This window comes from Reyranella massiliensis 521, assembly GCF_000312425.1.
Lineage (GTDB): Bacteria > Pseudomonadota > Alphaproteobacteria > Reyranellales > Reyranellaceae > Reyranella > Reyranella massiliensis.
Genome location: NZ_HE997181.1, coordinates 608,470 through 625,641 on the forward strand (window position 1 = coordinate 608,470; position 17,172 = coordinate 625,641).

17 protein-coding genes are annotated in these 17,172 nt (G+C 62.9%); 16 read left to right on the forward strand and 1 reads right to left on the reverse strand.

All coding sequences use genetic code 11. From position 1 onward, the window contains the following. The first annotated feature begins 3 nt into the window (after positions 1-3). From BN60_RS03015 to BN60_RS28520, 11 genes are all read left to right on the forward strand, one after another. The gene (locus BN60_RS03015; protein ID WP_020694505.1) at positions 4-1,083 is read left to right on the forward strand and encodes an S-methyl thiohydantoin desulfurase family protein; all 1,080 of its coding nucleotides are present in this window, start codon (positions 4-6) and stop codon (positions 1,081-1,083) included. Further along, positions 1,080-2,162 (forward strand): S-methyl thiohydantoin desulfurase family protein, encoded by a 1,083-nt coding sequence (locus BN60_RS03020; protein WP_020694506.1) that lies wholly within the window; start codon positions 1,080-1,082, stop codon positions 2,160-2,162. Before BN60_RS03015 ends, BN60_RS03020 begins: the two co-directional genes overlap by 4 nt. Continuing rightward, positions 2,159-3,700 carry a hydantoinase/oxoprolinase N-terminal domain-containing protein gene (locus BN60_RS03025; protein ID WP_020694507.1) on the forward strand — a complete coding sequence of 514 codons (1,542 nt, stop codon included), beginning with the start codon at positions 2,159-2,161 and terminating at the stop codon, positions 3,698-3,700. Before BN60_RS03020 ends, BN60_RS03025 begins: the two co-directional genes overlap by 4 nt. Continuing rightward, positions 3,697-4,569 carry an ABC transporter permease gene (locus BN60_RS03030; protein ID WP_020694508.1) on the forward strand — a complete coding sequence of 291 codons (873 nt, stop codon included), beginning with the start codon at positions 3,697-3,699 and terminating at the stop codon, positions 4,567-4,569. The genes BN60_RS03025 and BN60_RS03030 overlap by 4 nt, the downstream gene beginning before the upstream one ends. Beyond that, a complete protein-coding gene (locus BN60_RS03035; RefSeq protein ID WP_020694509.1) occupies positions 4,566-5,381 on the forward strand; it encodes an ABC transporter permease in 816 nt (271 codons plus the stop codon). The genes BN60_RS03030 and BN60_RS03035 overlap by 4 nt, the downstream gene beginning before the upstream one ends. Before the next feature lie 23 nt (positions 5,382-5,404). After that, positions 5,405-6,451 (forward strand): extracellular solute-binding protein, encoded by a 1,047-nt coding sequence (locus tag BN60_RS03040; RefSeq protein WP_020694510.1) that lies wholly within the window; start codon positions 5,405-5,407, stop codon positions 6,449-6,451. Between the two features lie 8 nt (positions 6,452-6,459). After that, entirely contained in the window at positions 6,460-7,440 is a 981-nt protein-coding gene (locus BN60_RS03045) for an ABC transporter ATP-binding protein (RefSeq protein ID WP_020694511.1), read from the forward strand. A gap of 3 nt (positions 7,441-7,443) precedes the next feature. Next, positions 7,444-8,115: an AroM family protein gene (locus BN60_RS03050; protein ID WP_020694512.1), complete on the forward strand. Its 672-nt coding sequence runs from the start codon at positions 7,444-7,446 to the stop codon at positions 8,113-8,115. 56 nt (positions 8,116-8,171) lie between these two features. Beyond that, complete coding sequence (locus tag BN60_RS30685) at positions 8,172-8,309, forward strand: hypothetical protein (protein ID WP_177324750.1); 138 nt, start codon at positions 8,172-8,174, stop codon at positions 8,307-8,309. A gap of 691 nt (positions 8,310-9,000) precedes the next feature. Then, positions 9,001-9,276, forward strand: coding sequence for a hypothetical protein (locus BN60_RS28510; RefSeq protein ID WP_020694513.1), 276 nt, complete (start codon positions 9,001-9,003; stop codon positions 9,274-9,276). A 552-nt stretch (positions 9,277-9,828) separates the two neighbouring features. Further along, positions 9,829-10,032, forward strand: coding sequence for a hypothetical protein (locus BN60_RS28520; RefSeq protein WP_020694515.1), 204 nt, complete (start codon positions 9,829-9,831; stop codon positions 10,030-10,032). 349 nt (positions 10,033-10,381) lie between these two features. Here the strand turns inward: BN60_RS28520 and BN60_RS03060 are convergent, their stop codons facing one another. After that, complete coding sequence (locus tag BN60_RS03060) at positions 10,382-11,458, reverse strand: LacI family DNA-binding transcriptional regulator (protein ID WP_043284633.1); 1,077 nt, start codon at positions 11,456-11,458, stop codon at positions 10,382-10,384. 153 nt (positions 11,459-11,611) lie between these two features. On the opposite strand from BN60_RS03060, the gene BN60_RS03065 reads away from it, so the two are divergent. The 5 genes from BN60_RS03065 to BN60_RS03085 are packed head-to-tail and all read left to right on the forward strand — an operon-like array spanning position 11,612 to position 17,172. Continuing rightward, positions 11,612-12,580: an ABC transporter permease gene (locus tag BN60_RS03065; protein WP_020694517.1), complete on the forward strand. Its 969-nt coding sequence runs from the start codon at positions 11,612-11,614 to the stop codon at positions 12,578-12,580. Positions 12,581-12,600: 20 nt separating this feature from the next. Further along, positions 12,601-13,503, forward strand: coding sequence for an ABC transporter permease (locus BN60_RS03070; RefSeq protein ID WP_020694518.1), 903 nt, complete (start codon positions 12,601-12,603; stop codon positions 13,501-13,503). A gap of 5 nt (positions 13,504-13,508) precedes the next feature. Next, positions 13,509-14,534 carry an ABC transporter ATP-binding protein gene (locus BN60_RS03075; RefSeq protein WP_043284637.1) on the forward strand — a complete coding sequence of 342 codons (1,026 nt, stop codon included), beginning with the start codon at positions 13,509-13,511 and terminating at the stop codon, positions 14,532-14,534. A gap of 1 nt (position 14,535) precedes the next feature. After that, positions 14,536-15,531, forward strand: coding sequence for an ABC transporter ATP-binding protein (locus BN60_RS03080; protein ID WP_043283586.1), 996 nt, complete (start codon positions 14,536-14,538; stop codon positions 15,529-15,531). A 39-nt stretch (positions 15,532-15,570) separates the two neighbouring features. Next, the gene (locus BN60_RS03085) at positions 15,571-17,172 is read left to right on the forward strand and encodes an ABC transporter substrate-binding protein (RefSeq protein ID WP_020694521.1); all 1,602 of its coding nucleotides are present in this window, start codon (positions 15,571-15,573) and stop codon (positions 17,170-17,172) included.

Below are 17,172 nucleotides of genomic sequence, written 5' to 3' on the forward strand. Positions count from 1 at the left end.
GCAATGCCCTTAAGAGACATCACTCTCGACGACATTGAATCGCTGGCCGTGGGTGCCTGGGTGCTGGGCACCGGTGGCGGCGGCAGCCCTTATCTTGGCCTCCTGAACATGCGGGCCCTCTACAAGGAGGGTTATCGCGTTCAGCTTCTGCCGTCCGACGAGCTGGCCGACGACGACTGGATTGCCGCCGTGTCCAACATGGGCGCACCTCTGGTCGGGCAGGAGCGGCTGACAGACAGCCGTACCATCGCCCGTGCCGTCGACCTGATGGAGCGGCATACGGGCTACAGGTTCCGCGGGATCATGGCCCTCGAGATCGGTGGTGGGAATTCGATCCAGCCACTGATGGCGGCAGCGCACCTCAAGCGGCCGGTGATCGACTCCGACATGATGGGGCGCGCCTATCCCGAGGCGCAGATGACCTCCGTGGCCGTTGGCGATCTGGCGCCGTGCCCGCTGACCACGGTCGATGTCCGCGGCCTCGAGTCGGTAGTGGAGAAGGTGCCGACCTGGAAGTGGATGGAGCGGGTCAGCCGCAAGATCTGTGTCGAGTACGGCTCCATTGCTTCGACCTGCAAGGCGCCACGGTCCGGAGCCGAGGTGAAGAAGTGGGGTATCCACGGTACCACCACCAAGGCCATTGCCATCGGTCACGCAGTGCGCGAGGCACAGCGCAACCATACCGATCCGATTGCCGCGATTCTCTCGGTGGAGCCCGGGAAAGTTCTCTACCGCGGCAAGGTCGTCGACGTGGAGCGCCGAGCGACGGAAGGCTTCCTGCGCGGACGCACACGCCTCGACGGCGTCGACGACTGGCGCGGCGCGGCAATGGAGATCAATTTCCAGAACGAATGGATCGTGGCGTGGCTCGACGGCAAGCCTGTCGCGATGTCGCCCGACCTGATCTGCGTCCTCGACTCCGTGTCGGGAGAGGCGGTCGGCACTGAAACCATTCGCTATGGCCAGCGGGTCACCGTCATTGCCTTGCCGCCGCCGCCGGTCTTCCTGTCGGAGAAGGGGCTGCAGCATGTCGGGCCTCGCGCATTCGGCTATGACATCGAGTTCAAGAGCGTCTTCGCGTGAGCGTACGCGAAATCACCGCTGACGACATCGAATCACTGGCCGTCGGCGCCTGGATTCTGGGCACCGGGGGTGGAGGCAGTCCCTATCTGCCTTTGTTGAACATGCGGCGCCTCTTTCGCGAAGGCCACCGCGTGCAGCTCATGGATGCGGCTGATCTGGACGACGACGATCTGGTCGGCACGGTCGCCAACATGGGCGCGCCGCTGGTGGGGCAGGAGAGGCTGACCGACAGTCTCACCCTGGCACGCGCCGTCGAGGTGATGGAGAAGCATCTCGGCCGCCGGTTCGCCGCCCTCATGAGCATGGAGATCGGCGGCGCCAACGGGGTGCGGCCGTTCATGGCAGCGGCGCATCTCGGCCGGCCGGTGATCGACAGCGACACGATGGGCCGCGCCTATCCCGAGGCACAGATGACCTCGGTATCGGTCGGCGGCCTCACGCCTTATCCGCTGACGGCCGTGGACGTGCGCGGCCTGGAAAGCGTCGTGCACAAGGTTCCGACCTGGAAATGGGCGGAGCGGGTCATGCGCAAGATCTGTGTCGAATACGGCTCCGTCGCCGCGACCTGCCAGCCGCCGCGGACGGGCGCCGAGGTCAAGAAGTGGGGCATCCATGGCACCACCACCAAGGCCATTGCCATCGGCGCCGCTGTGCGCGAGGCGCAGCGCACGCATGCCGATCCCATCGCGGCAATCCTGTCGGTCGAGCCGGGCAAGCTCCTCTACAGGGGCAAGGTGGTCGACGTTGCGCGGCGTACCACCGAAGGCTTCCTGCGCGGCGTGGTGCGTTTCGACGGTCTCGACGACTGGCGCGGTGCGGGGTTGGAGATCAACTTCCAGAACGAATGGATCGTCGCCCTGCGCGACGGCGAAGCGGTCGCGATGACGCCGGACCTCATCTGCGTGCTCAACTCGGACACGGGCGAGGCGGTTGGCTCGGAAACCATCCGCTACGGCCAGCGCGTCACCGTGATTGCCCTGCCTTCTCCGTCGGTCTTCCTTTCGGAAGACGGGCTTAAATATGTCGGCCCGCGGGCCTTCGGCTATGATCTCGACTTCAGGAGCGTGTTTTCGTCATGAGGCGTATCGGTATCGACGTCGGCGGCACCAACACGGACGCTGTCCTGATCGAGGACGGCAAGGTCATTCGCGCGGTCAAGGCGCCGACCAGCGAGGATGTCACTGCCGGCATCCTGGACTCGCTGAAGAGCCTGGGCTCGACCGGCATTCTCGAAGGCAAGCGCGTCGACGGCGTGATGATCGGCACTACGCATTTCATCAATGCCGTGGTGCAGCGCCGCCATCTTACCAAGGTCGGGGCGTTGCGGCTCGGCATGCCGGCGTCCGCTTCGCTGCCGCCGTTCTGCGACTGGCCGGAGGATCTTGCGGCTCTGGTGTGCGGTGGCGTCTGGATGGTCGAGGGCGGCCATGAATACGACGGGCGGCCTTTCATGCCGCTCGACGAGGCGGCAGTCACCAAGGCGGCCCAGGAAATGAAGGCCGCCGGGCTGAAGTCGGTTGGCATTTCGTCGATCTTCTCGCCCCTCGATCCGACGCACGAAAAGCGTGCGGCGGAGCTGGTTGCCGCCGTGATTCCCGATGTTGCCATCACCTGCTCGTCCGATCTCGGTCGTATCGGCCTGTTGGAGCGCGAGAATGCCGGCCTGCTGAATGCGGCGCTGGCCGACCTGTCGCGCGACACGATCGCCGCCTTCGAGAAGGCGATCCGCGACTCCGGCCTCGACGCGCCGCTGTTCATTACCCAGAACGACGGCACCGTGGCCGAGGCCGCCCAGGCTCGCCGGCTGCCGGTCTACAGTTTCGCGTCGGGTGCCACCAACTCGATGCGCGGGGCCGCCTACCTTTCCGGTCTGGCCGACGCCATGGTGATCGATGTCGGCGGCACCACGGCCGATGTCGGCCAGCTCAAGAATGGCTTTCCGCGCGAAGCCAACTCGGTCGTGAAGATCGGCGGTGTGCGGACGCTCTTTCGCATGCCCGATCTGCTGTCGATTGGCCTCGGCGGTGGCAGCCACGTGTCCCTCGATCCTCTCAAGGTCGGGCCGGTCTCGGTGGGATATCGCCTGCTGAAGGACGGCATCGCCTTTGGCGGCAAGCAGCTCACGACCACGGATGTGGCCATTGCGGCGGGCATCCTCGATCTCGGTGACAAGTCGAAGGTGGCCTATCTGGACAAGGCGACCTGCCAGAAGGCCTTTGGCGAAGCGGCCCGTCTTGCCGAGGAGGCGATCGATCGGATGAAGACCGAGGCCGCCGACGTGCCGCTGATTGCCGTCGGTGGTGGCGCCTTTCTCATTCCCGAGAAGCTGCCGGGCGTGAGCCAGGTGATCCATGTGGAGCACGGCGATTGCGCTAACGCCGTGGGGGCGGCGATTGCCCAGGTGGCGGGCGAGTGCGATCAGATATTCAAGGATCTGACGCGCAGGGACGCGATTGCGGCGGCGAGTGAGATCGCCAACGACCGCGCGGTGGCGGCGGGCGCGGATCGCGCGACCCTGCAGACGATCGAAAGCGAAGACATGCCGCTCGCCTATCTGCCGGGCAACTCGGTGCGCGTCCGTGTGCGTGTCGTGGGCGACGTCAAGGCCACTGCATGAAACCGGGCCAGCCATCGCCTATTGCGTGGCTGGTCGCCCCGGCCGCACTGCTCTTTGTCCTCTTCTTCGTCGTGCCGCTTGGCGTCATGGCGGTGATGTCGTTCTTCTCCGGCAATCCGGTCACCAATCCGAATGCCTTCCTGACGACTCGCCACTACGAGCGCTTCATCTTCGATTCGGCCGGCATTTTTCACGACGCCCTGTGGTCGACCCTGCGCATCGGCTTGATCACCACGATCGTTTCCCTGCTGATCGGCTATCCGCTGGCGCACTGGATGGCGCGCATGCAGTCGCGCCTCGGCCATGCACTGGTGCTGATCGCGGTGATTGCGCCGATGTTGACCGGCATCGTCGTGCGTACCTTTGCCTGGATGACGATCCTGCAAGACAAGGGTGTCATCAACACGCTGCTGATCCAGTGGGGCCTCACCGACAAGCCCGTGCCGCTGATGTACAACGAGTTCGGCACTGTGGTGGCGCTGGTGCACATCTACGTCCCCTTCATGGTGCTGACCCTGACCGGTGTGATCGGCCGCATCGACGAGCGTCTGGAGCAGGCCGCCCGCAGCCTTGGGGCTGGCCGGGCGAGGGCCTTCGTCGAGGTGACGCTCCCGCTTAGCCTGCCCGGCATCCTGGCCGGCTCCCTGCTGGTCTTTGCCCTGTCGATCAGTGCCTATGTCACGCCCTCCCTGATGGGTGGCACCAATGTACTGACCTTGCCCATGCTGATCGCCCAGCAGGTCGGCACCAGCTTCAATCCCAACTTCGCCGGTGCACTGGGAGTGATCCTCCTGCTGGTCTCGCTGGTGATCGTCTTTGCCTATAATCGCATCCTGGCGCGGTTGTCGGGCGAGCAGGGGCTGGCATGAGTGCGCCGCTGAACCGCCGGCGCTTCGATGCCGGTCACGCTGCCTACCTGGCGCTCAACATCGCGCTGCTGACATTTCTGTTGGCGCCCATCGCCATCGTGCTGGTGTTCGCCCTCAACCCGACACCCTACATCTCCTTCCCGCCGGTCGGCATCAGCCTGCGCTGGTTCGCCAAGTTCTTCTCCAGCGCGGAGTTCATGAACGCGCTCTGGCTGTCGCTCTGGATTGCAGCCGTGGTGCTGGTCCTGTCGGTCGTGATCGGCGGCGCCTGCGCGCTGGCCCTCGCGCGCGGCAACCTGCCGGGACGCGGATTCCTGACGGCCTTCTTCATGTCGCCCCTGATGCTGCCGGCTATTCTGACGGGGCTGGCGCTGTTCCAGGCCTACTTGCTGGCGGGAATCGGGCGGCCGGTGTGGGGGCTGATCCTGGCCCATACCCTGGTGGCTGTGCCCTACGTCATCCGGACGACGCTGGCCGTCCTGCACAATTTCGACCGTCGTATCGAGGAGGCCGCGGCCGTTCTCGGCGCCAGCCCCGTGCGGGTCTTCTTCGAGGTCACGCTGCCCCTGATCCGGCCGGGCGTCTTTGCCGGCGGGGTCTTTGCCTTCATCGTTTCGTTCGATCAGTTTCCGGTCTCGCTGTTCCTCGTCGTGCCCAAGGGCGAGACCCTGCCGGTCGTGCTGTTCAACTACATGAAATTCGACCTCGACGGCGCCATTGCCGCCGCCTCGATGGTGTCGATCCTGCTGGCGCTTGCCGTCGTGCTGGTGCTGGAGAGGCTGATCGGCCTCAAGGCGTACGTTAAGCTCTAAAAAGGGAACAGAGGGGGTCAATCATGATTTCACGTCGTCAGGCTCTCCGGACAGGTGCCGGTCTCGCCGCCGCTGCAACTCTCGGCGCACCGGCCATCCTTCATGCCCAGACCAAGACGCTCAAGATCACCACCTGGGGCGGCAAGTGGGGCGATATCATGAAGAGCACGGTGCTGCCGGCCTTCGAGAAGGAGTTCAAGTGCACCGTGCAGGCCGACCAGGCCTTTCCGTTCGTACCGAAGCTGCAGGCCAGCCCGCGGAACGATCCGATCTACGACGTGCTGCACACCAACTCGAACGAACAGTGGAGCTCGCTCTCCGAGGGGCTGGTGATGCCCAAGATCACGGCCAAGGAAGTGCCCAACGTCGCCAGCGTCTATCCCTACGCGGTCAGCGACAAGATCGTGGGCGTCACGATCTTCACCAGTGCGATCGGGCTCGGCTTCCGTACCGACAAGGGCCTGGCCAAGCCGACATCGTGGAAGGACCTTGCCGATCCCAAGCTGGCAGGCGCGCGCGGCGGCTATGTCATTCCGGTGAATAGCCTCGGCCAGGCCCATCTGATGATGCTTGGCAAGGTCTACGGCAAGGGTCTCACCGACCTCGATGCGGCATACAAGGCGCTGGAAGCGCTGAAGCCGATCAAGCTTGTCGATTTCACCGGCCAGATGGAAAAGATGCTGCTCTCGGCCGAAGTATCGATGGGCGTCATCCATGATTCGGGCGTCTATCGCTACGAAGGAACGAATGCCCAGCCGGTCGACTTCGCCAGCCCGTCGGAAGGCGTGTTGGCGCTGGAGCAGGTGCTGAACGTGACGCCGGGCTCGAAGGTCAAGGAACTCGCCTTCGGCTACATCGACTACATGCTGCGCCCCGACGTGCAGAAGCTGCTCGCCGAGGCCGTGTGGTACTCGCCGGCCAACAGGACGGTGAAGCTCGATCCCAAGTACGACGAGAAGCTGCTCACCACCGAGGCCAAGGTGGCGACCCTCATCCAGCCCGACTGGAAGTGGTACAACTCGCGCAAGGAAGACATCGACGCCCGCGTGACGAAGATCCTGCGGGGCTAAGGGCGTTCATGACCTCCGCTGCCATCAAGCTCGACAAAGTTACCAAGCGGTTCGACGGCAAGGTGTTGGCCGTCGACGAGGTTACTTTGGATATTGCCGCCGGTGAGTTCTTCTCCCTGTTGGGGCCGTCGGGCTGTGGCAAGACCACTTCCTTGCGCATGATCGCGGGCTTCGAGCATCCGGACTCCGGCCGTGTTCAGGTTGGCGGTCGGGACATAACCGACTTGCCGGTGCATCGACGCGATATGGGCATGGTGTTCCAGTCCTACGCGCTGTTCCCGCATCGCACGGTGGCCGAGAACGTGGCGTTCGGCTTGCGCATGCGCGAGGTGCCGAAGCCCGAGATCGCCCGCCGGGTGCAAGCCGCTTTGAGCCAGGTGGCGCTCACGGGGATGGAGGATCGCAAGCCCGGTCAGCTCTCGGGTGGCCAGCAGCAGCGGGTGGCGTTGGCGCGCGCGCTCGTGGTCGAGCCGCCGGTGCTGCTTTGCGACGAGCCGCTGGGTGCGCTCGACCGCAAGCTGCGCCAGCAGATGCAGTTCGAACTGAAGGAACTCCAGAAGCGGCTGGGCGTGACTCTGGTCTTCGTGACCCACGACCAGGAAGAGGCGCTCGCCATGAGCGACCGTATCGCCGTCATGAACAAGGGCAAGGTCGAGCAGGTGGGATCGCCAACCGAGATCTACGAGCGCCCACGCACCCGGTTCGTGGCCGACTTCATCGGTGAGATCAATATCCTGGAAGGCGGTTCGCGCGCCCGCGCGTTGCGGCCCGAAAAGATCCGGCTCGTGTCGACACCCGAGGCGCGCACGACCGGCAAGGTCGAGACGGCAAACTATCTCGGCGGTTCGACGCTGCTCCGGGTGCGAGGAGCGGACGGGCAATCGCTGCTGGTGCGCGAGACGCATGCCGGCGAGCGCGCTTCGCGCGTGCCTGGAGATGCCGTGGGATTGGCCTGGAACGACCAGGATGCCGTGATGCTGGAGGGTTAAGATATGTCGCGGACTTTGGGCATCGTCACCATCGGCCAGGCGCCACGCGACGACATCGCCGCGCTGTTCGCAGCCCAGGCGCCAGCCGGGACCAAGGTGATCCTGCGGGGAGCGCTGGACGGGTTGAGCGACGCCGAAGTCGATGCCTTGCCGCCGTCAAGCGGCGCCGACACGCTTTACACCCGCCTCCGTGGCGGCCGCGATGTGAAGATTTCCAAGCAGGCCGTCATCGACCGTTCGCCCACGGCCCTTGCCCGTCTGCGCGCCGACGGATGCGACGCGATCGTCTATGCCTGCACCGGCGAATTCCCGCCGATGGAAGGCGACGAGGGCGTGCTGTTCCCGTCGCGCGTCCTGAGCGGCCTCGCCGAAGGATTGTTGCCGCGGGGCCGGTTGGGGCTGCTCGTTCCTTTTGCCGAACAGGGGGAGAAGCTTAAGGCCAAGTGGGCGCGGGCTGGCGTCGAGGTCGTCGTCGAGGCGCTGGTGCCGAGTGCCGACCCGCAGGAAATAGTAGAAGTTGCAGGTCGGCTGGCGGCAGCGAGTCCCGATCTCATTGCGCTCGATTGCATGAGCTACACACCGGCCACGAAAGCCATCGTAAAGGAATACGTGAAGGCGCCGACTTTGCTCGCCATCACGGCAACAGGCCGCATGCTGCGCGAACTGCTCGATTAGGCTTTGTTGAGAATCAGGATTCCTATGCATCCCGAAAGCGACGTCCGGTAGAACACATGGGCGAAGGCGCCGGCCAGGCGATTCCAGATATCAATACGATCGTTGCCATCACGATCGGTCGCCCGTTTGGTAATGACTGCCCCTCAGAAAACACTCAGATCGGTCAGCCGCAAAAAGTGCGGCGCTCAACTTAGGTCGTCGAGCGGAGGCCGCAACCCGCGATAATATTCGCGTGCCGAGCCTCGCAGATCGCGCGCCTGGACGCGATGCAACAAATGCTTCAACGGCGCGCGCGGGCTCCCTAGCTTCCCCTGCGGCGGAGTAAGACGTCGCGGAGGACTACGGCGTCGGGAACAACTCGAACGAGGCAGCAATCCTACTAATAGAGAACAAGCTTGGCGAGTCGCCGCAGCCCAGTCAGGCGAAAGCTACAGAGAAGAATGTGTATCCCTCGTCGAGAATGGCGCATGCCGCTTTGCCGCAAGCAGTCCTTGTCTCAGCTTGCTGAGCCGTCTGTCGGCCTACCGGCCGGGTTTTGCGCTGATGGATATAGGGCGCAGGCGCGATCTTCGCTCGCCCTTCGAGATAGGTCTGGCGGCGCTAGGTATGGCACGACTATCAGCCTAGGCGGCGGCCTGACGAAGCAAGTCGAGCTGGTGGTGTCTCATGCGCTTTGCTACGCAGCCGTACGAAATGGCCCGTTAAGCTCGGTCGTCCGACTTCGTCGGCGATCTCGACCATCTTGGAAATCGGTAGGATCAAAATACTCGAACGGCCGGAAGCCCATCGCCCGAGCGGGGTAAGCATAGCGGTGGCGGAGGTGGTCCGGTGCGATTTTCGGTTCATGATGCCGTCGCCGGGGTCGGAACAGGGCGGGGACGGTTAATGGAGTGGGCGCGCATCCTGGCTTACGTGACGGGGACGGTGGACCAAGAGCTGCTGGTGCGGAACGAATACCTGGCTGCCGAAAACCGCATCCTCAAGGCGCAACTGAAAGGTCGGCTGAAGCTGTCGGAGGCCGAGCGAGGCGTGCTGGGCGAGATCGGTCATCGCCTGGGTTGCAAGGTGCTGGCCGACGTCGCCACCTTATGCCAGCCTGACACGATCCTGGGCTGGTATCGCAAGCTCGTCGCCCGCAAATTCGATGGCTCGGCGCATTGAGGACCGGGCAGACCGCGGATCAAGCGGGAGGTCGACGAGCTGATCATTCGCATGGCCAGGGAGAACTGGGACTGGGGCTACGACCGGATCTCGGGGGCACTGGCCAATCTGGGGCACGAGATGTCCGATCAAACGGTTGGCAATGTCTTGCGGCGCCACGGCCCGCCGCCGGCGCCGGAACGCAAGCGTACGACCACGTGGGCTGCCTTCGTTCGAACGCACCTGGCGCTGCTGGCGGGAACCGCTTCACCGCCGAGGTGCTGACGCTGCGTGGGCTGGGGACCTACTACGTGCTGTTCTTCATCCATCTCAAGAGCCGGCGAGTGGACATTGCCGGGCTGACCGTTCATCCTGATGAGGCATGGATGAAGCAAATCGCCCGGAACGCGTCCGCGGACGATTGTGGTCCGCTGCGAGATTGTCGATATCTCCTGCATGATCGCGACACCAAAATTCACGCGGTCGTTCCGAGCCATCCTTGTGTCAGGTTGGGTTACGCCGCTCGCGCTGCCGCCACGCAGCCCGAACCTGAATGCCTACGCGGAGTGCTGAGTGAGGTCGGTCAAGGAAGAGTGCCTGTCCGAGGTGATCCTGCTCGGCGAGCGCTCGTTGCGGCGAGCACTGAGCGAATACGTCGATCATTTCCATGCCGAGCGGAATCACCAGGGGAAAGGCAACCGCCACCGCAAGGGGCCTGTGCGCTTCCGCGAAAGATTAGGCGGGCTTCTCCGCTACTATCATCATGAGGCCGCGTGATGATGCGTCGGTCGGATCCGTTTTTTTCCATACGGCGTCGTAGGCAGTCATGGCTCCGGCTCCGATGGAAGCCGGATCTCTGGTCGATCAGCTGTAAAAGTCCGGCCGAGGCCCTTGTCTGGTCGATGCAGTGATCAGGTTATGGAAGGAGTATCGGCTGCGAGCTTGTCACAGAAATTCCAAGGCAGCAGTTCGGCGACGCAGTTGATTGGCCGAACGTGCCGGACCACTCGGAAGCTCGCCGACACGTACTCTAGCATCGCCGACGTGTCCTCGCCTGCGCTCTCGTCGCCTTCGCCATTTCCGTTCTCCCTGCTGCGATTGAACCACTCAGCAAGGAATGCGGAGGTCAGCGGCAGGCTCTCCCCGAACTCTCCCGCACCACCAGCTCCACCTTGAGCTCCATGGAACGCGGTTTTTGTCCGCGAAAGCTATCGAGCAGGTTCTGGGCGGTCAGGCGGGCCATCTCGGATCGGGGCGTTCGAATCGTCGTCAACGACGGGCTGATGCCTGCCGCGAGGTCGGTGTCGTCAAAGCCGGTGATCGAGACGTCTTCAGGAACGCGTATACCCATCCGGGCCGCCTCGAAAATGGCGCCGCACGCGAAGAGATCGGAGCCGCAAATGATTGCCGTGGGTCTTGTCGGCGACGTCATCAACTCGCGAAACGCCGACGCACCTTGAGACAGGCTGAAAGGGCGTTGTACGACCCAGCTTTCATTCAGCTGGACGCGACGGGCGGACAGTGCTGCGCGAACGCCGGCGATGCGTTCGGTTGCCCGGTCATTGCCGGTAGTGAAGCCCGAGATCATCGCTATGTCGCGATGCCCCACATCGAGCAGGTAGTTGGCAACCATCGCCGCCGCGCTCCGGTTGCAAAAACCGATCATCGGACGGTCACTGTTTTCCTGCCATGTCCACGTCAGTACATACGGGATCTGTTTCTGGTTCAGCAGGTCGTAGCAGGCTTCGCTGTGTTCGGTGCCCACCAGCACGACGCCATCGACCCGATTGGCGACGAGATTAAACACCTGACGGTACTCCACCTGCGGGTCGTAGTCGGAGGAAGCTACGACCAGCGTGTAGCCCTGAGCACTCAGCGCGCGCTGCAGAGGCCCGATGAAGCTGCCGAAAAGGACGCTGTCCAGCGAGGGGAACAGGGCCCCGACGATGCGCGAATGGCGTGAGGCCAGCGCTCGTGCCGCGCCATGGGGCACGTACCCCAGTTCCTGGATTGCTGCCTCGATGGGCAGACGATGCCTGACGCGAATCGACAAGGGGTTCATCAGGTAGCGCGACACGGTGGCGGTAGAGACGCCGACGCGTTGCGCAACATCGGACAGGGTAGGAACCGGCTTGGATGTTGGGCCGCAAGCGCTTTCAGATGGTTGCTTGGGGGTGCCCCGCTTTGCTGCAGACTTCTTCATCGAACCGATCATCTCATATTTTAGATTCAAGGGTTTTATTAATTCGCATTAAGGAATGACTGTATTGCAAGCGCTTACAGAATGGGTTAGATTTTTCTGCGCTAGATGAACCTGACGTGATGTGGCCCGGTTGCGGGAGAACTTAAAACTCATATGCCGAAATATCTGGCCAGAAGGCTCGTCTACGGCGCCGTGCTCATGCTCTGCGTCATCGTGCTCAACTTCTTCCTCATTCATGCAGCTCCCGGTGATGCGATTGGGGCCCTGGTGGCCGAGAGCGGCGGCGGGGACCCGGCGGTCGTTGCTCAGATGCGTGCCTCCTACGGCTTGGATCAGCCGCTCTATGTGCAGCTCTACAAGTATCTGGGGAGGGTGGCCACCGGCGACTTCGGCCGATCGTTCCACTACGACGCGCCGGTGCTGGGCGTCATCATGGAGAGGCTGCCCTCGACATTGCTGCTGACGATTTCCGCCCTGTTCGTGGCGGTCATCGTAGGCACCGCGCTGGGCGTCATCGCGGCATTGCGGCCCCGGGGATGGCGCAACTACTTCGTCACGCTCATCTCGCTGCTGGGCTATGCCACGCCGGTATTCTGGCTGGGCATGATCGTGCTGATCGTGTTCGCCGACAAGTTCGGGCTCTTCCCCGCCTACGGACTGACCTCGGTGCCGCCGCCCGAGACTGCCTGGGCTCTGGCAGTCGACGTGCTTCATCACCTGGCCCTCCCGGTGTTCACGCTGTCGATCCTCTTCCTTGCCTCCTACAGCCGAATCTCGCGTGCATCGACGCTCGATGTGCTCGGGTCAGATTACATCCGCACCGCGCGAGCCAAAGGGCTGCTCGAATCGGTCGTGGTGCTCAAGCACGCCCTGAGGAATGCCGCGCTGCCGATCGTTACCCTGGCTGGCCTGCAACTCGGGCACGCGTTCTCCGGCGCCGTGCTCGTTGAAGTCGTGTTCAGCCTGCCTGGTATCGGACCGCTGCTCTACGATTCGATCATCCGCCACGACTATCCGGTCATGCTTGGTGTCCTCTTCGGCGCGGCATTCACGGTCGTGATAGCAAACATCATCACCGATCTCGTCTACCGGATTCTCGATCCAAGAATCAGGCTGCGCTAACAATGAGCGAGCAACAGACAATGAGCGAACAGCCCGCGATTCGGGCAGGCTTGCCCTGGGGGCCGGCCGATGACGAGATCCAGCCGGAGATCCGCTGGCGGGTGACATGGCAGATGTTCTGCGCCAACAAGGGCGCGGTCATCGGCCTGGTCCTTCTCTCGCTCATCATCCTGATGGGCCTGATCGGGCCCATGGTCTATTCCGGCGACCCTTTCGCCATCGTGGCGCAACCCTTCCTGGAACCCGGAGGGGAGATCCCACTGGGAACCGACTATATCGGCCGGGACATTCTGATCGGCATCGTTTACGGGGCGAAGCCGACCCTGGCCATCGCGTTGTCGGCCACGTTCGTCACGGCCGTGGTCGGCCTGACGGTCGGGGCGCTGGCGGGCTTCTTCGGCGGCAAGGTGGACGGGTTCCTGATGGGGGTGACGGAATTCTTCCAGGTGCTGCCCAGCCTGATCTTCGCAATGGTCGTTGTCGCCGTCTTCACGCCCAGCCTGTTGACGGTCGTGGTGGCCATCGGAGTCACCAGTTGGACCAGCATTGCGCGACTGACCCGCGCCGAATTCCTGAAGTTGCGCGAGCGCGAGTTCGTCATGGGCGCGCGTGCGGTGGGCGCCAGAGACCGCACGATCATCGTCAAGGTGATCCTGCCCAACGCCTTGCCCCCGTTGATCATCGCCATAACGCTGCAGATCGGGCTGTGCATCCTGTTTGAAGCTGCACTGAGCTTCCTTGGACTGAGCGATCCCGACGTCCTGACCTGGGGAATGATGATCGGGCAATCGCGCGACTTCTTCTTCCAGGCCTGGTGGACAGTGTCCTTTCCGGGGCTGGTGATCCTGCTGACGGTGCTGAGCATTGCCTTGATCGGCGATGGCCTGAACGATGCCTACAACCCCAAGCTGCGCGGGCGGTGATCGACATGACGGCAGATAACACGCCTGCGTCGAACGAAACGACCGTGCTGGAAGTCGACGGTCTCTGTGTCGAGTTCAGCATGCGCGGCAAGCAGGTCCCGGTGCTGTCTGACGTCAGCTTCAACATCGACCATGGGCGTACCGTTGCCATCGTTGGTGAAAGCGGTTGCGGCAAAAGCATGACGGCGCTGGCCGTCATGCGCCTTATTCCTTCGCCTCCGGGGCGCATCAGTTCGGGCAAGATCCTGTTCAAGGGAGAAAACTTGATCGAGGTCAGCGAGCGGCGGATCCGCGAGGTGCGGGGCCGCGACATCTCGATGATCTTCCAGGAACCGATGACGTCGCTCAATCCAGTCTACACGATCGGCGACCAGATCGCCGAGACCATCAAGCGTCACCAGGCCGGCTCGGCCGCGAGTGTCCGCCAGCAGGTGCTGGACCTGCTTAGGCTGGTCCAGATACCCGCGCCGGAGCGACGCATCTCCGAGTATCCCCATCAACTCTCCGGTGGCATGCGGCAACGGGTCATGATCGCGATCGCGCTGGCCTGCGAGCCTGCCTTGCTCATTGCAGATGAACCGACCACGGCGCTCGACGTGACCGTGCAGGCCCAGATTTTCGACCTGCTCAAGGACATCCAAGCCAAACGGGGAACCAGCTTGATTCTCATCACGCACGACTTCGGTGTTGTGGCCGAATTGGCCGACCGGGTGGTCGTGATGTACGCGGGCCGCAAAATCGAGGAAGGTACCGTGGAGCAGGTGATCAACGATCCCCGCCATCCGTATACCCGCGGCTTGCTGCGCTGCATGCCGGAGATCAAGCTCGACCCGGTTCTCGCAGCCGAGCCGCTTGCTGAAATTCCGGGCACAGTCCCCGATCTCCTGAGGCAATCCAAGGGCTGCTCGTTTGCGCCGCGGTGCCCGTCCGTCACGGCGAAGTGCATCGAGATGCCACCGATGGTGCAACTCGGCGAGCAGCGTTCGGCCCGGTGCTGGCTGGCTCACGAACCCGCGGCCACCGCAGAATAGTATGTCTGACGCAATGCTCAACGTAAGGGACCTGAAGGTCCATTTCCCGGTGGCCAAAGCCGGCTTCTTCGCGCGGCGACAAGTCGTCCACGCCGTCGATGGCGCCAGCTTCGAGATCCCTCGCAGCAAGACGCTCGGTCTGGTGGGAGAAAGTGGATCGGGCAAGTCCACCACCGGGCTGGCCATTCTTCGACTGATCAAGCCTACGAGCGGAGAGATCACGTTCGATGGCAGAACGCTCGGCGACATGGATTCTGAAACATTCCGCGCGATGCGTCGCCGGATGCAGATCGTCTTTCAAGATCCGTATTCGTCGCTAGATCCGCGCAGCACCGCCGGCGAGATCGTGCGGTTCCCGCTCGACATCCACGCACTGGGCAGCAACGCCGAGCGCAAGGAGCGCGTCGCCGAGGTCTTTTCACTCGTCGGGTTGCGACCGCGGCAAATGGATTTGTTCCCGCATCAGTTTTCCGGCGGCCAAAGGCAGCGGATCAGCATCGCAAGGGCGCTTGTCCTGCAGCCCGAGTTCATCGTCTGCGACGAGCCGGTGTCGGCCCTGGATGTGGCCATCCAGGCGCAGATCCTGAACCTGCTGAGCAGGCTGCGCGACGAACTGAACCTCACCTTGCTGTTTATCTCCCATGATCTGGGCGTCATCAGCCACATCTGCGACGAAGTCGCTGTGATGTACCTCGGCAAGGTTGTCGAGAAAGCGCCGCGGCATGCCTTGTTCAGGCAACCGTTGCATCCCTATACGCAGGCCCTGTTTTCCGCTGTGCCGACACGCAACCCGAAACTCAAGGGCGCGGTGAAGCGAATCCGCTTGCAAGGGGACATCCCCAGCCCAATCAATCCCCCGAGCGGCTGTCGTTTCCACACACGCTGCCCAATCGCCCAAGCCCGCTGTCGCAGCGAAGAGCCGCAACTGACCGAGCAAGCCTCCGATCACCTGGTGGCCTGCCACTTCCCCGGCCAAGACATTTCGGTCGCTGGGTAGGCAGCCCGTTCCCCGACTTCAACCGACAGGAGACTGCCCATGCAGATTCATGCGAGATTCTTCGCGAGGCTGGTCACGGCCGCGTCGCTTGCCATACTGGCCGCAGCGCCCGCATGGAGTGCGGATCCCCCGCCGCAAAAAGGCGGGAAGATGGTGTACATGTCCGGGAAGATCCCGAGCCTCAATCCGCTGCATGGCGAGGCGAACACGGGGGTGGTCACGGGCCAGGTTTTCGCATCTCTCACCCGCCTCGACGAAAAACAAAGGGCGATTCCCTATCTTGCCAAGAGCTGGGAAGTCTCGCCCGACGGGCTGAGCTATACGTTCCGGCTCGAGCCGGAAGCCAAGTTCCATGACGGAAAGCCGATCACGTCCGAAGACGTGGCGTTCTCGGTGGGGATCGTCCAGAAGTATCACCGGTTCGGCAAGCAGATGTTCGGTCCGATCACCAGCGTCGAGACGCCCGATGCGCATACGGCGATCTTCAAGCTGTCCCAGCCGCACGCTCCCACGTTGCTCTCGACAACGATGTCCCGCTTCCTGCCGATTATGCCGAAACATGTGTACGGGACGCAGGAGGACTTCAACGCACACCCTGCACACGCCCGGCCGATTGGATCAGGGCCATTCAAGATCACCGACGTCAACATGGAACGCTACGTGATCCTGGACCGTTTCCCTGACTACTTCATCAAGGGGCGCCCTTACCTGGATCGCGCGGTCCTGCAGATTGTCTCTGACCCCACCGCCGTTCGCGTCGGCCTGCAGCGGCAGGAGTTCGACCTCGCCCCAGGGTCGGCGATGCGGTATCGGGAAATCAAGAGCCTGAAGTCTCCCCAGTTGCAGATCGGTCGGTTGTTGGACGCCGCCGGGGCGTTCACGACCATCGAGTTTAACAACCGGACGGGTCCGCTGAGCAACAAGAAGGTGCGCCAGGCGATCGGCCATGCCATCGACACGGAGTTCATTGCCAATACGCTGCATGACGGATGGACCTTGCCAGGCAGGGGACCGTTCCCCGTCGGCAATCCGTTCTTCAATGAATCGATGAAGGGCTACGAGTTCAATCTGGCCAAGGCAAATAAGCTACTCGACGAGGCGGGGTTCCCGGCGAAGGCGGACGGTATTCGGTTCGAGCTGAAGCTGCTGTACGCCTCCAACATGTTCCAAGACCTTTTCGTGACGATTCCCGAATACGTGGTTCCTAGCTTGAAGAAGGTGGGCATCAAGGTGATCCGGGAACCGGTGCCCGGTGCCGCTGCCTGGTCGGAGCGGATGAAGAACTGGGACTTCGAAATGTCAATGGCGCTTCCCGGCTCCTGGCTCGATCCCGGTATCGGCATAAGCCGCACTTATGTCTGCGACAACATCCGGCACATCGCCTATTCGAACACCTCGGGGTTCTGCAACAAGACGGTAGATGAATTGTTCCAGAAGGGGGCGGTCGAACCCGACTTTGGCAAGCGCAAGGCGCTGTATGACCAAGTGCAGAAGCTGCTTTGGGAAGAGGCACCCATGATGTGGGTCGTCCAGCTCGCCCCGGCGATGATCTACAACGCCAAGCTGATCAATCCGCCGTTAACCGGATGGGGTCAATATGGTCCTTTCGACAACATCTACTGGAGCGGCGGGGCCAAGTAG

Excerpts from the sequence above, each read along its gene's own strand:
- BN60_RS03075 (WP_043284637.1), top strand. The coding sequence starts at position 13,509 with ATGACGGCAGATAACACGCCTGCGTCGAACGAAACGACCGTGCTGGAA.
- BN60_RS03060 (WP_043284633.1), bottom strand. The coding sequence starts at position 11,458 with ATGAAGAAGTCTGCAGCAAAGCGGGGCACCCCCAAGCAACCATCTGAA.
- BN60_RS03080 (WP_043283586.1), top strand. The coding sequence starts at position 14,536 with ATGTCTGACGCAATGCTCAACGTAAGGGACCTGAAGGTCCATTTCCCG.
- BN60_RS03085 (WP_020694521.1), top strand. The coding sequence starts at position 15,571 with ATGCAGATTCATGCGAGATTCTTCGCGAGGCTGGTCACGGCCGCGTCG.
- BN60_RS28510 (WP_020694513.1), top strand. The coding sequence starts at position 9,001 with ATGGAGTGGGCGCGCATCCTGGCTTACGTGACGGGGACGGTGGACCAA.
- BN60_RS03045 (WP_020694511.1), top strand. The coding sequence starts at position 6,460 with ATGACCTCCGCTGCCATCAAGCTCGACAAAGTTACCAAGCGGTTCGAC.
- BN60_RS03040 (WP_020694510.1), top strand. The coding sequence starts at position 5,405 with ATGATTTCACGTCGTCAGGCTCTCCGGACAGGTGCCGGTCTCGCCGCC.
- BN60_RS03065 (WP_020694517.1), top strand. The coding sequence starts at position 11,612 with ATGCCGAAATATCTGGCCAGAAGGCTCGTCTACGGCGCCGTGCTCATG.
- BN60_RS03015 (WP_020694505.1), top strand. The coding sequence starts at position 4 with ATGCCCTTAAGAGACATCACTCTCGACGACATTGAATCGCTGGCCGTG.
- BN60_RS03050 (WP_020694512.1), top strand. The coding sequence starts at position 7,444 with ATGTCGCGGACTTTGGGCATCGTCACCATCGGCCAGGCGCCACGCGAC.
- BN60_RS03035 (WP_020694509.1), top strand. The coding sequence starts at position 4,566 with ATGAGTGCGCCGCTGAACCGCCGGCGCTTCGATGCCGGTCACGCTGCC.
- BN60_RS03030 (WP_020694508.1), top strand. The coding sequence starts at position 3,697 with ATGAAACCGGGCCAGCCATCGCCTATTGCGTGGCTGGTCGCCCCGGCC.
- BN60_RS30685 (WP_177324750.1), top strand. The coding sequence starts at position 8,172 with ATGGGCGAAGGCGCCGGCCAGGCGATTCCAGATATCAATACGATCGTT.
- BN60_RS03025 (WP_020694507.1), top strand. The coding sequence starts at position 2,159 with ATGAGGCGTATCGGTATCGACGTCGGCGGCACCAACACGGACGCTGTC.
- BN60_RS03070 (WP_020694518.1), top strand. The coding sequence starts at position 12,601 with ATGAGCGAACAGCCCGCGATTCGGGCAGGCTTGCCCTGGGGGCCGGCC.